Source organism: Paenibacillus sp. FSL K6-1318, assembly GCF_037976905.1.
Classification (GTDB): domain Bacteria; phylum Bacillota; class Bacilli; order Paenibacillales; family Paenibacillaceae; genus Paenibacillus; species Paenibacillus amylolyticus_A.
On record NZ_CP150270.1, the window covers coordinates 6568966 to 6582678 of the forward strand.

At 45.4% G+C, this 13713-nt stretch carries 16 protein-coding genes; 5 read left to right on the plus strand and 11 right to left on the minus strand.

Going from position 1 to position 13713, the window contains the following annotated elements; genetic code table 11:
* Positions 1 to 11 precede the first annotated feature (11 nt).
* Positions 12 to 1307, minus strand: coding sequence for an SLC13 family permease (locus tag NYE45_RS29415; protein WP_340015006.1), 1296 nt, complete (start codon positions 1305 to 1307; stop codon positions 12 to 14).
* A 118-nt stretch (positions 1308 to 1425) separates the two neighbouring features.
* Complete coding sequence (locus tag NYE45_RS29420; protein ID WP_340015007.1) at positions 1426 to 1860, minus strand: Lrp/AsnC family transcriptional regulator; 435 nt, start codon at positions 1858 to 1860, stop codon at positions 1426 to 1428.
* Between the two features lie 160 nt (positions 1861 to 2020).
* Between NYE45_RS29420 and NYE45_RS29425 the strand changes: the two genes are divergently transcribed.
* Positions 2021 to 2488: a VOC family protein gene (locus tag NYE45_RS29425; protein WP_340015008.1), complete on the plus strand. Its 468-nt coding sequence runs from the start codon at positions 2021 to 2023 to the stop codon at positions 2486 to 2488.
* A gap of 91 nt (positions 2489 to 2579) precedes the next feature.
* Here the strand turns inward: NYE45_RS29425 and NYE45_RS29430 are convergent, their stop codons facing one another.
* Positions 2580 to 3134, minus strand: coding sequence for a hypothetical protein (locus tag NYE45_RS29430; protein ID WP_062836632.1), 555 nt, complete (start codon positions 3132 to 3134; stop codon positions 2580 to 2582).
* Positions 3135 to 3230: 96 nt separating this feature from the next.
* On the opposite strand from NYE45_RS29430, the gene NYE45_RS29435 reads away from it, so the two are divergent.
* Positions 3231 to 4148, plus strand: a complete 918-nt coding sequence (locus NYE45_RS29435) for a phosphatidate cytidylyltransferase (protein ID WP_062836631.1) — start codon at positions 3231 to 3233, stop codon at positions 4146 to 4148.
* 107 nt (positions 4149 to 4255) lie between these two features.
* Here NYE45_RS29435 and NYE45_RS29440 read toward each other — a convergent pair whose 3' ends face one another.
* Together NYE45_RS29440 and NYE45_RS29445 are read right to left on the minus strand one after the other, a co-directional pair.
* Complete coding sequence (locus tag NYE45_RS29440) at positions 4256 to 4831, minus strand: hypothetical protein (RefSeq protein ID WP_340015009.1); 576 nt, start codon at positions 4829 to 4831, stop codon at positions 4256 to 4258.
* Positions 4832 to 5201: 370 nt separating this feature from the next.
* Positions 5202 to 5579 carry a LysM peptidoglycan-binding domain-containing protein gene (locus tag NYE45_RS29445; RefSeq protein WP_340015010.1) on the minus strand — a complete coding sequence of 126 codons (378 nt, stop codon included), beginning with the start codon at positions 5577 to 5579 and terminating at the stop codon, positions 5202 to 5204.
* Between the two features lie 315 nt (positions 5580 to 5894).
* On the opposite strand from NYE45_RS29445, the gene NYE45_RS29450 reads away from it, so the two are divergent.
* From NYE45_RS29450 to NYE45_RS29460, 3 genes are all read left to right on the plus strand, one after another.
* Positions 5895 to 6947, plus strand: a complete 1053-nt coding sequence (locus tag NYE45_RS29450) for a trifunctional transcriptional activator/DNA repair protein Ada/methylated-DNA--[protein]-cysteine S-methyltransferase (RefSeq protein WP_340015011.1) — start codon at positions 5895 to 5897, stop codon at positions 6945 to 6947.
* A gap of 77 nt (positions 6948 to 7024) precedes the next feature.
* The gene (locus NYE45_RS29455) at positions 7025 to 7798 is read left to right on the plus strand and encodes an isocitrate lyase/phosphoenolpyruvate mutase family protein (protein WP_340015012.1); all 774 of its coding nucleotides are present in this window, start codon (positions 7025 to 7027) and stop codon (positions 7796 to 7798) included.
* Positions 7799 to 7848: 50 nt separating this feature from the next.
* Complete coding sequence (locus NYE45_RS29460; protein WP_340015013.1) at positions 7849 to 8367, plus strand: hypothetical protein; 519 nt, start codon at positions 7849 to 7851, stop codon at positions 8365 to 8367.
* A 187-nt stretch (positions 8368 to 8554) separates the two neighbouring features.
* Here NYE45_RS29460 and NYE45_RS29465 read toward each other — a convergent pair whose 3' ends face one another.
* The 6 genes from NYE45_RS29465 to NYE45_RS29490 all read right to left on the minus strand — a co-directional run bounded on the left by NYE45_RS29465 (position 8555) and on the right by NYE45_RS29490 (position 13587).
* On the minus strand, positions 8555 to 9253 hold the full coding sequence (locus NYE45_RS29465) for a hypothetical protein (protein ID WP_340015014.1): 699 nt from the start codon (positions 9251 to 9253) through the stop codon (positions 8555 to 8557).
* Entirely contained in the window at positions 9250 to 10125 is an 876-nt protein-coding gene (locus tag NYE45_RS29470) for an ABC transporter ATP-binding protein (protein ID WP_340015015.1), read from the minus strand. The genes NYE45_RS29465 and NYE45_RS29470 overlap by 4 nt, the downstream gene beginning before the upstream one ends.
* The gene (locus NYE45_RS29475) at positions 10122 to 10502 is read right to left on the minus strand and encodes a GntR family transcriptional regulator (protein ID WP_062837083.1); all 381 of its coding nucleotides are present in this window, start codon (positions 10500 to 10502) and stop codon (positions 10122 to 10124) included. Before NYE45_RS29475 ends, NYE45_RS29470 begins: the two co-directional genes overlap by 4 nt.
* Before the next feature lie 99 nt (positions 10503 to 10601).
* Entirely contained in the window at positions 10602 to 10772 is a 171-nt protein-coding gene (locus NYE45_RS29480) for an aspartyl-phosphate phosphatase Spo0E family protein (protein ID WP_340015016.1), read from the minus strand.
* A 241-nt stretch (positions 10773 to 11013) separates the two neighbouring features.
* Positions 11014 to 12396, minus strand: coding sequence for a transcriptional regulator (locus NYE45_RS29485; RefSeq protein ID WP_340015017.1), 1383 nt, complete (start codon positions 12394 to 12396; stop codon positions 11014 to 11016).
* Positions 12397 to 12669: 273 nt separating this feature from the next.
* Positions 12670 to 13587 carry an aldo/keto reductase family oxidoreductase gene (locus NYE45_RS29490; RefSeq protein WP_076213731.1) on the minus strand — a complete coding sequence of 306 codons (918 nt, stop codon included), beginning with the start codon at positions 13585 to 13587 and terminating at the stop codon, positions 12670 to 12672.
* Positions 13588 to 13713: the final 126 nt, after the last annotated feature.

Genomic DNA, 13713 nt, shown 5'->3' on the forward strand with positions numbered 1-13713 from the left:
AGATTAAGGAATTAAAGAATAAATCCGTACAGTAACGTCGCAACAATAGCCATCGTGCCACCCACAATCGCCTCATATGGAATAACGCCCATCCGCTGACGAATCGTCATCTTCATGCTGTCAGCCGACACGTGGAAGTAATTGCCCTGAGGCAAGGAATCGATAACGGTTGCCCCCGTGTGCACCATCACGGCAGCTGCGAGGGGCGCTGTGCCCATGTTCAGAATGGCGTCACCGAAAGAGCCTGTTGCCAAAATAACTCCTGTCGACGTCGAAGCCGTTGCTGCCGCCATCAGAATCCCCGCAATCGGTGCGAGGAAAGTACCGGATATTCCGGATGCTTCAATCAGACCCACCACCTGACCTGACAGATCTGAAGCAGAGATGAGTCCTGCGATTCCTCCGGCACCTACCAGAATGAGCACGGTTGCTGTCATTTTATTTAATCCTGCGGTTGAGTATTTCACGATGTTTCTACCTTGTCCCATAGCCAGCATACCGATGATCCCTGCTATTGGAAGAATGTACATCGCATCCACTTTAAAATTAGACAATGCTTCAATACCCGCAATAGAGCCGATTGGATTGATCATCAACAGAATGATCGCAACCAATGGGGCAACAATGGCTTTTCCAAGTGGTGGATACTTCGATGTATCTACATCGCCCTGCTCCGCTTCCTGATCGGAGACCATAACCCCTTTGTTTTTGAGCATTGAAGCTACAATTACAGTTACAATCAACCCGCAGATCGCTGGAATTACGCCTGCCAGCATAACATTGCTCAGATCCAGATCGAATCCTCGCGCTGCTGCAATGGTATTGGGATTCGGGGAGATAATGTTCCCCGCCTTGCCCCCACCGGATAAGGCTAGCAGCAATGCCAATTTGGATATGCCCATTTTATTACCTACAGACAGGGCAATCGGTGCAACGATCAGTACAGCTACCGGGATAAATACCCCAACGGCGGTAATAATCATCGTGGCCAGTGCTAGCGCCAGAATGGCTTTGCTTCCGCCAAATTTACGTACAATCGCCTGCGCTATCGTCTCCGCCGCTCCCGACTCCATCATCACACCCGCAAGCACCCCGGCAGCCAGTACGCGGAGTACGGTCCCCATGACACTTTGTGTGCCATCTACCAGTATATTTACGGTCTCTTCCAGGTTAGCGCCGCCAATTAAAGCGCCTACAATTGCACCCAGAAATAAAGAATAGACCGGGTTCAGCTTTCTCAAAATCAAAATGATGGCAATAGCCAGTCCTGCCAGCGCGCCGATCCAGCTAATTGTTAATGGTTCCATTGTCAATTGCCCCCCATGCACTTGTTGAACACGCTTTCATTATAGTTGCTGGAGGCCAGAATAAATATTGATGAAAGGACGAAATTCATTGTGCATATGCACAACGAAATTCATCACCCTAGAGGAGAACACGGTTTTCCATGATGTTTTTCATGCTGATATGGGATTTGGAGGGTCCCAGCTTCACCAGTGAATCCTGGAACTTGGCCAATTCTTCGATGGACGCCGTCTGTACCTTGATCAAATAGTTATATTCACCGCTAATCCGATAGACGTCCGTGACTTCGATGGCCTGTTCACAGAACTGGACCAAGTCGTCGCAATGCTCTGTTTTGAGCAAAATAAATGTTGTGATGCCACGGTTCAATTGAGCTAGATTGTAGATCGTCGAATATCCCGATATCACACCTCTCTCCTCCAGTTTCAGGATTCTTTCCTTTACCGAAGGCTGGGACATGTTAATTTCTTTGCTAATCTGTGCAATGGGCATACGTGCATGATGTTGCAGCAAGCGCATAATCTGCTGATCAATCTCATCTATCATGTGTTCCATTGGTAAGTCCTCCGAGTCGTCGCCTTATTTAATAAGGTATTCTGTCTAAATAAACTAATAAATTATAGATGTTATCTCATTATATCCTTTGATATCATATGGTTCCAACGCGATATTGTCCCTATACTTTAGAATACAATCTGAAGAGGGAGCGATGAATGTGAGTGTTATAGGACTTGCACATGTGGCTATTCAGGCCCGAAATTATAAAGATACCCTGGCGTTTTACACAAAAGTATTGGGATTCAAGGTCGGTCACTCCTGGAGTTTGCCTTCTTTCCACATTACCGAGGCATGTATGTTGATCTCTCCGGATCAACGTACCTGCATTGAGGTATTTGACCCGAAAGCCGTCATTCCTGCGGAGGGTGAACCTGCCACCTCTCCTGAAGAGGTCCGGCACGGCGCACTATTACATTTCGCCTTTTACGTGCATGATGTAGAAGACATCTATCAGCGAGCGCTCGCATATGGAGCCAAGACCTACGTTGAACCGGATTGGATATCGCTTGGCGAACCTGCACTGCGGGTTAGAAATGCGCTCGTCCACAGTCCGAATGGTGAAGTGATCGAATTCCTCGAAGAGGTTAATTTCGATCGATCCCCATCCTCACCATCATCTATATGAAGTACACAAACAGCCTGCTGTCTCGACATCCGTGGCAGCAGGCTGTTTTATGGTTCGATTTCCTAGGCAAGCATCAGCACACACACCTACCCTATTCCTGCTCTGCATTCCCCAGCGTATACTCGCTTAGCTTCCCTTCATAGACCAGTTGCAATCGTTCACTCTGGCGAAAATCATCGGGGGTCACCAACGCCGGCAGCTTGTTCCATAGCTTGATGCCTGAACGCTGCAGAATCTCGGCTACAAATTGTGAACAGAAGTAGGAGTTGCTGAACTCCACCGGCTCCTTGAGCGTAATGCCAATCACGCCGAGCAGATTGTACATATATTTCTGGCGGCTGCGGATGAAGATGTGCAGCACGCGTTTCATCTTTTCCACTTCACGATCCGTCACCTGAAGCTCATAGATCACACATGTTGTGTTGGGATACTTGCTGTATGTACCTGTCTGAATATCTTCCTTTACAAACCCACCGTTCAGCGGATTGCTCGGATGCTTGCGACCGAAGCTGTACAGCTCGGTTAACTCCCGGTCAAATGAGATCGATGCGTGATTATATGGCGCTCGGGTATAGCTCTGAATAACCTTGGTAAACAGCGTTCCTGTATTCGTAAGCAAGATATAGATGGAGCGTTCATCTGTCATAGCAAAATTTCCCCTTATCAAGTTGGCACTATTCCTTCATAATAACATAGGTACCCTATAATGGAATCTTACTTTGAATAAGCAGGTGATCGGTACGTGAGCAGTTCACTCTTTACACTAACGCTAATCTTCACAGCTTTACTTGTGATACATATCGTGTACAAAGTTATTGCAAAGCTTCAGCCAACCAAAGACTATTCGGGCATCGGCCAAAAAATTAAAACTTGGTGGGGCATGTTCGTAATCTTCTGCCTCGCCACCCTTTTTAACCCCATCGTGTCCCTAATCTCGCTCATGGTGCTTGCATTCTTCTCACTCAAAGAATACTTCTCCATGATTCGCAGTACGCGCAAAGCCGACCGCAGGCTGTTCCTGTGGGCGTATCTGGCGATTCCGGTTCAGTTCTACTGGATCTATATTGGATGGTATGGCATGTTTATCGTGTTTATTCCACTATATGTGTTTCTGGTACTTCCCTTGCCACGCCTGATCAATAAAGGTACGGTCGGTTTCCTGCGCAGTGTCAGCTCCACACAATGGGGATTGATGCTGATGGTATTCGGGCTGAGCCACCTGGCCTATTTCCCATTCGCTACACCGGAGTACGGGTCCAAGCTGGTGTTGTTCCTCGTCGTGTTAACACAGCTTAACGATGTGGTGCACTATCTGGTCTCTCTCTATCTGGGCAAACGAAAAGTGGTGCCCACCGCCAATCCTTTTGTCACCTGGGAAGGGTTCGCGTGTGCATTTATTGTAACGACAGCAACGTCCTACTTCATCCACCCTTACCTGACACCATTTGATTGGAAATTCTCGCTGTTCATCGGGGTGCTGATCAGTTTAGCTGGATTCTTCGGCAGTCTAACGGTGTCCGTACTGAAGCGCGACCTATTAATCGGGGATGATAACAAGTTCGATTCGCTCAAAAAAAGCTACCTAAGCCGGGTCGACAGCCTGACTTACACCTCTCCGGTTATGTTCCACGTGGTCCGCTATTTCTTTGACTTTATGTAGCGACAGATAGATCGGCAATCTTGTAATCATGGATGTCAAAAAAAGCAGCCCAATTGGCTGCTTTTCCTGTTCATCAGGCTCCAGACGGAGCGTTAATGATATGCCTGTTACTTCAACGTAATTTCTTTTTCGGACATGATTTCGTTCCCCTCATCATTCGTGAACACAAACGTGGCTTTACCGCGTTCGCCCTTCATCTCATCCGAATAGATAAATCCGGAGAATTGTCCATTGCCGCTAAAGTAAAACCCCTCTTCACCATTTCCACCATGCTCAATGGCTTCCTGTAGCGAATTTACAATCGTCACCGTGTTAGACGTCCATCTCATCTCTGTTAATGCATAACCCTTCGGAACCTGTTTAATTCCAAAATCAAAGCTATTGCCCTCCATCGGTTTCTCCGATTGGTCGATGACGATATCAATCTGCTCCGACGGTTCAGTGGATTCCGATTGCGCCGTAGGCTTTCCCTCTTCACCACCGGCACTGCCTTGGTCATTGTTATTCTTTGCATCCGCATTGGGAACAGAGCTTTCTCCAGCTTCCTCTATGGGTTGCTTCGACTGCGGATAGGCATGCTCCTGAACGGATTCGTTATTATTTTTAGCACCACAGGCACTGACGAATAGCGAAATACAGAGCACAGACATGCAAAGTGCAGATTTCTTTATATTTATTTTCATCATCTAGTTCTCCCTTCATCTATCTACAGCACATATATCTATATCAGTTGAACTAATCATTTACACGATAACGGAGAGGACAGAAAAAACCTGAAAAAGCGAAGCGTTCGCCTTTATCCCCGGATTTTCCCTTTAAGAAAAGGGAATCAAAAAATCTGGGGATAACAGCGATTGGAAGGTTATTCTGTCATCGTAGTGTCAGTGTAAATATTCTTTAGTTCAACTTATATAGCACACCACTTACTAATCACTACACCATATCGTCCCTCATGAAGCTCCATTATATGTAAATGATTAATAAATTCAGTATGCGAATGTACCTCGATGGATAAACAAAGAACTCTGTTAATGACGTCATGCACCGTTTATTTTATCGATCGAACCCTGGTAAGATTAAAACTTGTCCAATTCGAATGGAGTTGTGCTCCAGTTCATTTACTTTTTTGACCGCTTCTATATATACACGCGTATCCATCTGTTGAGGTTTATGCGCCAAAGAAATACTCCACAGCGTATCTCCCTGAGATACAACGACCTGGTCCCCTGATAACAACTGCTCATCCCCAGCAAATACGGTGAATACAGCACTGCATCCTATGATTATAATTAGGGCTATGATGATCATCTTCGAAAGCCAGGTTGGCATCTTTACACGCTGCATGAATTGCTTTTTGACATACATGGTGCGAGACTCGGACGTTTTTGTATAAACGGGTTCATAAATACTTTTGTACGTGGAATATCTCATTCTTGTCGACCTCCAAACTTTCATTCCGCTAATCTTTAGTTTTTAGTTTTTCATGCTTACCTATGTATTTTTCCTATAACAATGAACCGTCAATAATCATCTTTTTTACCAAATAGGCATCTTTGCCTAAATTCCTCTACTTGGATAGGTCTATATTACCAGTTCACTCTAAACAAATTCTGAACAAAACGAATTCCTTCTCCAATCAGATTCAACATATCGAATATTCATGCCTGATTTTCGGCGATGCTTGCTGTAACACTTTTCTATAATGGGAAAAAGATTAAGATTCTAACGAGGTAAGGACGTGCCCCCATGATTTCTGATGATCTGAAAGAACAATATTACGAGGCGCTTGTAGCCAAGGATTCGGAATACGAAGGTTTATTCTATGTTGGGGTCCGAACCACAGGTGTGTTCTGTCGTCCCACATGCCCGGCGCGGAAGCCTAAATTCGAAAACTGTGAGTTCTATGAGACGGCTCAGCAGGCCCTTCTGGCCTCGTATCGCCCTTGCCAGCGCTGTCGCCCGTTATCTCATCCCAATCAAGTATCGGATGTCGTTCGCATCTTGGTGGAAGCTGTTGAGAAACAACCGGAGAAACGCTGGAAAGAACAGGATTTCAAGGCCCTCTCCATCGATGAATCCACGGCGCGCCGACAGTTCAAGAAGCGTTTCGGCATGACCTTTGTCGAATATGCCCGTGCCCGCCGCATGGGACTCGCCCTGAAAAACATTCGCTCCGGCCGCACCGTGATCGATAGCCAATTATCTACCGGATATGAGTCAAGCAGCGGCTTCCGCGATGCCTTTTCACGGATCATGGGTGCCGCCCCTACACAAGTCGATGAAGGACATATCCTGAAAGCGTCTTGGATTGACACCCGCCTTGGCCCGATGATGGCCATTGCAGATGACGATGCTCTATATTTACTGGAATTTGTGGACCGAAGAGGCTTGGAGCGCGAGGTTGAGCGTCTGCGCAAACGAACCAAATCAGCTATTGTTCCTGGTACTACGGCTCCCATACAGTCTATTGAGCTTGAACTAAACGAGTATTTTCAGGGCGAAAGGACAGCATTCGACACACCGTTGTTCTGTTTAGGAACACCATTTCAAAAACGTGTGTGGGACGAGCTCATAGCCATTCCGGCAGGGGAGACAAGGTCGTATCAGCATATTGCGAATGCACTGGGGAAACCAACTGCGTGTCGAGCCGTGGCACAGGCCAATGGGGCCAATCAGCTTGCGATTGTGATCCCATGTCACCGAGTAATCAATGCCAGTGGTGAACTGGGCGGATACGGCGGGGGATTAACTCGCAAAAACTGGCTTTTGACTCACGAGAAACAGGTACAGGGTAGCTGAAAAACGGAATGAAGTAATGGAGTACGCATCAAAAGTCAAAACGAATGCATGATATAACAAAGGAGAGTCCACATAATATGAGTACCTTAGAAGAAAAAGCTGCGTTGTTCCAACAATACCATGTGAAAGGAAAACCACTTGTTCTGGTCAATGTGTGGGATGCTGGAAGCGCACAAGCCATGCAGTCGGTTGGAGCAACGGCTGTTGCAACCGGAAGCTGGTCCGTTGCTGCGTCCCATGGTGAGCAAGATGGTGAAGCCATGCCATTCCATCTGGTACTTGCCAATCTCGCACGGATTACAGGGAGCGTGGATCTGCCTGTAACGATCGATATAGAGGGAGGGTATGGGAGGTTGGTGTCAGAAGTGAAGCAAAATATCCTGCAAGTCATCGATCATGGTGCTGTAGGAGTCAACATTGAAGATCAACTCCCCGCTGGCTTGGGATTGTACACTGTGGAGGAGCAATGCCCGAGGCTGTCCGCCGCCCGGAAAGCTGCGGAGCAAGCAGGGATACCGTTGTTCATTAACGCCCGCACAGATATTTTTCTACAACACGCACCTGAACACCATAACCCATCTCTCCTAGAGGAAGCACTTATACGTTCGAACCATTATGCAGAGGCAGGAGCCAGCGGTCTGTTCGTACCCGGTTTGCAGGATCACCAACTGATTCAAGACTTGTGTGAGCGTTCGCCGCTGCCAATTAACGTCATGGTTACGTCTTCTGAACCTTCACCCAAACAACTTGCTGCATTGGGTGTAGCACGCGTAAGCTATGGACCTTATCCTTATCTGCAAGCTATGGAACATCTGAAAGAACTGGGGAGAAGTATTTTATCGGGAAATTAACTGGAGGGCATGTTATAATCACCTCTATTGAACATTTACAGGAGGCAATTATGCTTAACGTGGAACAAAAGCTTGAAGTGCTACAATCGTATCCCCAACTGCAACGCAAAGATGTTTCTCTCGGTCGTGTTAATTTCCACTACGAAGAAAGTGCGTATGATAAAAAGATTGTTGCTCTCCATATCCATCCTAACGGTAACGGGTATATCTATGCAGGGTTACTGCCCAACGTTGAGACCGATGCCAAAGGATTCGTCAATATTCGTGATTACTCCGAAGCAGATCTGCGCACATTGTTAGATGAAACAATCCAAGCGATGTCTCACAATCCCAACGCAGTTGAATTCGAGGAGCCAGAACAAGTAAAAACTACTGTCCCTACATTGGCTACAACCTCTACGGGTGGCGGAATATGGGTGGATGAAGATGGACATCAGCTTACTTTAAAATATGAAGATGACATGTGGTACGTGTATTCCGGTGTTAATCTCGATATGGCTTTCGAGACGCGTAGCGAAGCTGGCGAGTATCTAAAAGAGGAAGGCTTCAAACCACAGGCTCAGGCTTAACGGGCATACACATTTAACTTGGATTGCACAAAGATTGTTGAAGGTATATTCAGCGATTTAGGATGATACCAAAAACACGAGGCGTGTTCACACCTCGTGTTTTTCTGATTACAGTGGAGTCTCATTCCTCCGTTATCGTGTAAATGATTAGTTCAACTTATATAGGTTCTTTTATAACCGTTTCCTGTCAGTCTTTTTTGGATTTCATGGTAAGCGGCGCGTTCTTCATCATCGGGTACGTCGACAGAAGTAGTGCACCACCAATGCATCCCAGAACGGTGAACAGCGTCAACTTATTCACACTTGCAAACCACTTCATCCACTCCCCAAAATCTGCGAAGACAACGATCAGAGTGATAATTAGCCCCACCCCAAAGAACATAATGAAGAAGTTACGCATCCCCAATCGCATCCAACAAACCGTTGGGAAGACAGAGATTCCCAGTACGAGAAAGCCACACATCAGATCGATCCACAGGTAGGATAAGAAATGATATTCGCTTGAATACAACATGCCCGGTTGATAAAGGGTTACGTCAACAATTCCTTTTTCCTGAAGCAGGTGTATGAGGAAGTACGCCACATGCAGAATGATCATGGTGCCCGCAACCATCCATACCGAATTCATATAGAAGGATTTCATGAATTGAATTCGTGTACTGCCCATTCCAATCGCAACCGGAAACAGTGTAATAATTCCCCCGATTGCAAACGTACATATCCCTCCGTACATGGGACCAAACAGTTGCGTAGCATACGAGACATCAAATATGAAGCCAATGGCCAGATATACAACGGCGAGCATCAGAGCGATGGATGAAAAAATGCCCAGATACAAACGCATATCATCGCGAATCAGTCGATTCGTACCTTTTACTGCGTTCATGGTTTAACCCCCTCTTGATTACGGGTCCTGTTAACCAAATAATCTTGTAATGTCGCTTTCTCAATGGAAAGCCCCTGCGAATGAGCGATATCCTTCCACATTTTCGAGTAAGGCTCATCAATCATCACTTTTACAGTCGATCCCATCTGGGAAGACTCGATAACTTTAACACCTGCTGTAACTCGGTTAATATCGTCAATTCTCCCTGTTAGAAGAACTCCTTTTTCGCGCATCTCTTCCATCGGTTGATTTAACATCACCTCTCCGGCTTGCAAAACGATAAGGGACTCACATAAGGGCTGAATCTCCTCAATATGATGGCTGGATATCAGGATCAGACGCGGGTTATCTTCATAACTTTCCAGTAGCGCATTGTAGAAGAATTTACGCTTCTCCGCATCGAGTCCATTGGTAGGTTCATCTAGAATTGTTATCTTTGCATTACTGGCAAGACCCAATATAATCTGGGTGGCAGTCTTCATGCCTTTGGAAAATTTAATGATCTTCTTCTTCTCCGGTAGTTCGAACACATTGATTAAACGTTCTGCCAAATCCTGATTCCAATGCGGATGAAAATATTGCCCCATTTGAACCATGTCACTAACTGTCCAGTTTTTCCCCAGGGGATGATTCTCCTGGATGTAGCACAGATGCTCTTGGGCAGCCAGATTATTATAGGGGTCTTGACCCATGATCTGGACGGTTCCACTGTCCGGGCGGTTATGCCCTGCAAGTAAACTCATCAGTGTTGTTTTCCCCGCTCCATTTCTTCCCCAGATCGCACTAATGATCGGCTCACTCTCATGTAGCGTAACCTGGTTCAGAACGGGCGTCTTCTGGTAGCTGTAGTTAACCTGCTCCATATGAATCATAAGTCACTCTCCTTATCCTTCTTGCCGCGAATCAGATCAATAATCATGTCTTCATTCATGTGAATCCGTCTGGCTTCTTCCAGTAAAGGCTTGATGTATTCTTCATAAAAATCCTGCTTCCGTTCCACAAGCAATGCTTCTCTTGCTCCCTTCGCAACAAACATTCCAACACCTCGCTGTTTGTATATAATCCCCTTGTCCACGAGCTCCTGCAGTCCTTTGCGGGCTGTAGCCGGATTGATATTGTAGAAGCGTGACAGCTCGTTGGTTGAGGGAACCTGTTCTTCCACCTTCAATCTGCCCTCCACAATATCGTCCATAATCATCGTGGCAATCTGATGAAAAATAGGCTGAGATTCATCCAAAGTCGATTTCATGTGCTTCCAACTTTCATACGTATTCATTAATTAGTTAGTCGGTTAGTTACTCATGTAACTAACTATAGTATACAAAAACGCAAATGTAAATAGGCGAACCTAATTTATCATTTTCCCTACGTTGGCTCTGTTGTATTGATTAATCAGACCGTCCAGGACTACGGATTGCTGGATCACTTCAGGATGAAGCAGACTGCCGTACTCCATATGCATGCGATATAACAACTGTCTGGCATCTTCAATCCTTGATATCAAATCCAGGCGATCCATAGTATCCCTCCTTTTTGTCATATTTTAGTGTATTATGCCAATCAAAAGCGCGTGTAAGATACGACATACTTATTCTTCCACTTCAATACACAAAAAGAACGCCTCTGAAATAAATCAGAAGCGTCCAGTGGTTCAGGCTTATGTCCCTAAACCGTGATCATTCGTTCGGTAGATTGAAGGGTCTGGACTTCCCACAGTCGGGGCAGGTCCAGTAACAGGGGCTACGATACTCACCACTATACTACATGTAACTATCAGCAAAGCCAGCTTTCTCTTCATTGAGTTTCTGCACCTCACCAATCAAGATTTTGTATTGCTTTATAGCTGTGTCAGACGCATAGTCCCTATATTGTTCAAACAATCCGACACCTCTAAGCATACCTCGTCCATCGCTAATTTCAATAGAAAATCTCAAGCTATGGAGGACAAAATCTAATCCCTCTGCAAACCTGTCTTTTTTAAGATAATATGTTCCTAATCCGGCTAAAAGACGAACGTATCGATCATCGGTAACCTGCTTGCTTACTTTCCCAATCCGATTGCTCTGTTCCTGATAAGTGAAGTAAGACTCATACTGCTCAAGTACATGATCAATATTCATATCATAGCGGTTAGCCGCCGTTACAATATCACAAAGTGCTGGGAAAATCTCATTTTCCTTCGTCGAGATATAGACAAGATAATCAGGTAATACCTCAAACTGTCCGGCCATTAATTGATATATATAACGGTTACCCTCAGCCCATTCCTGAAATTGATGAATGACCAATTTTTCCTCAGGTTCAGGTTCTTTCACCCAACTGTAATCGGTGTACAGTGAAACATACTTCAATGCCATTTCATAGTTGTTCAAGTGGAAATGGGCACTTCCGGATGCTAAGTAAGCATACATAATATAAAAAACGATAGGTCGTTTAGTCTCTTCTTGTTTCCTTCGGCCATTCATCTCATAATGGATGGCTGCTTTCACTTTCAGCTTTTCAGATAGCTCCTGAACTTTGCTCCATCTGTGGAGTGATGCAAAAGCATTAATCAGTTCATTAAGCGCATCCAACTGGTAGCGTTCATCCAGCCGATCCACATAGTATTCGAACCGGGCTGCGATAATCAGATTCCGTTGCTGGTCATTCGTCAGTCCCAACCTGAACAGTCGATATTGACAGAGTGCAAGCCGCTCGGAATGTTGCATTTTCTCACTCTCGGCGATGTTTTCATATAGAAGAATGGCCGGTTTGAATTTACCCGCTTGGTAGAATTCTTCAGCCACTTCAAATAACAAAGGAATATAGGATAGATTATCCATCATCAGACGAATAACCTCTTCAATACAGTTTAACTTGTCCAACTCGGCACAGCGTTGAAGAAAGGGTCCCAGTCTTCGCCAGTCCGGGGTTGCGTGCACGAAACACTCATCTATGTATAACTCATAGAAGTAACCCTCTTCCAGTCTCATGGCGGAAGTGATGCGGTCCAACTGCTGCATGGCAATAGGCCGATTTTTATTCAAAATATTGCTCAGCGTACCCGAATTAATCCCTGATGTCTCTGAAAAATGACTAATGGACATCTGTTCACGCTTCAGATAACTTTCCAAATGATCGCGTATCGTGGTTGTCGGCTCCAAACGAACACCACCCTCCAAAATAAAAACCATAAACAGGATTATCGGTATGCAAAAGTAATTATATGTAATTAGAAAGTAGCGGTCAATATAATAAATTCAACTAATTTGTATTACTACCATTTTAATCCTTTAATTATAACAAAGGTATCTATCCTTATTTTATATCGGATACTCGCCCGACATCAAACCTGATAACAGACAAAAAACACGAGCCATCTACGGGCTCGTGTTCTCAACTGACTCAGTAGTCAGTATGCTCACTATAACTTGGATTTAAGGCAGGATATTGCCTGCCGCACGGTAAATTTCATACCACTCTGGACGAGTGAGATGAACATCTCCCGCTTTCACACAGTCTTGCAGACGCTCAATATTCATCGTGCCTGTCACTGGCTGCATTTGTGCAGGGTGACGAAGCAACCACGCGATTGCAATCGTCGTATTGCTCACGTCATACTTCGCAGCAATCTCGTCGATCTTCGCATTCAATTCCGGGAACTTGTCACTACCCAGGAATACACCTTCGAAGAATCCGTACTGGAACGGAGACCATGGCTGAATCGTGATATCATGCAGACGACAATAATCAAGGATACTGCCGTCACGGTTAACCGCAGCGTCGTTCTCCATGTTCACGTTGATTCCACTGTCAATCATCGTGGTATTGGTAATGCTCATCTGCAACTGGTTGGCTACCAGTGGCTGTTTCACGTATTTTTTCAACAATTCGATCTGGTTCGGATTCTGGTTGGACACCCCGAAGTGACGCACTTTGCCTTCGCGCTCCAATTGATCAAAGGCCTCAGCTACTTCCTCTGGCTCCACCAAAGCATCTGGACGGTGCAGAAGCAGAACGTCAAGATATTCCGTTTTCAGACGTTGCAGGATACCATCCACCGAATTCAGAATGTGCTCTTTGGAGAAATCAAACATGCCTTTGCGGATACCGCATTTGGATTGAAGAATCATATTTTCACGAACTTGGGGATTCATCTGCACCGCTTCGGCGAAGATCTCCTCACATGTTCCTGTACCATATATGTCGGCATGGTCAAAGAAATTCGCGCCAACCTCCATTGCAGAACGAACAAAATGTTCGGCTTCCTTGCCGTCTAGTGAATTAATCCGCATGCAGCCCACGGCCACTACAGGTACTTCTAGTGCGCTGCTGCCCAATTTAATGGTTCTCAAGATGTTTTCCCTCCATATTCGAATATTATCGTGTATCTTACCTTTGATTGTGACACAAATCTGCAATCGGTTTCAATAGATTTATCCTACATTTATATGGAGAAATGATAGGTTCTGAGTCTCAGC

Bases quoted from the DNA above. Each gene is read 5' to 3' on its own strand.
- NYE45_RS29415 (WP_340015006.1), bottom strand. From the start codon at position 1,307: ATGGAACCATTAACAATTAGCTGGATCGGCGCGCTGGCAGGACTGGCT.
- NYE45_RS29420 (WP_340015007.1), bottom strand. From the start codon at position 1,860: ATGGAACACATGATAGATGAGATTGATCAGCAGATTATGCGCTTGCTG.
- NYE45_RS29430 (WP_062836632.1), bottom strand. From the start codon at position 3,134: ATGACAGATGAACGCTCCATCTATATCTTGCTTACGAATACAGGAACG.
- NYE45_RS29440 (WP_340015009.1), bottom strand. From the start codon at position 4,831: ATGAAAATAAATATAAAGAAATCTGCACTTTGCATGTCTGTGCTCTGT.
- NYE45_RS29445 (WP_340015010.1), bottom strand. From the start codon at position 5,579: ATGAGATATTCCACGTACAAAAGTATTTATGAACCCGTTTATACAAAA.
- NYE45_RS29450 (WP_340015011.1), top strand. From the start codon at position 5,895: ATGATTTCTGATGATCTGAAAGAACAATATTACGAGGCGCTTGTAGCC.
- NYE45_RS29455 (WP_340015012.1), top strand. From the start codon at position 7,025: ATGAGTACCTTAGAAGAAAAAGCTGCGTTGTTCCAACAATACCATGTG.
- NYE45_RS29460 (WP_340015013.1), top strand. From the start codon at position 7,849: ATGCTTAACGTGGAACAAAAGCTTGAAGTGCTACAATCGTATCCCCAA.
- NYE45_RS29465 (WP_340015014.1), bottom strand. From the start codon at position 9,253: ATGAACGCAGTAAAAGGTACGAATCGACTGATTCGCGATGATATGCGT.
- NYE45_RS29470 (WP_340015015.1), bottom strand. From the start codon at position 10,125: ATGATTCATATGGAGCAGGTTAACTACAGCTACCAGAAGACGCCCGTT.
- NYE45_RS29475 (WP_062837083.1), bottom strand. From the start codon at position 10,502: ATGAAATCGACTTTGGATGAATCTCAGCCTATTTTTCATCAGATTGCC.
- NYE45_RS29480 (WP_340015016.1), bottom strand. From the start codon at position 10,772: ATGGATCGCCTGGATTTGATATCAAGGATTGAAGATGCCAGACAGTTG.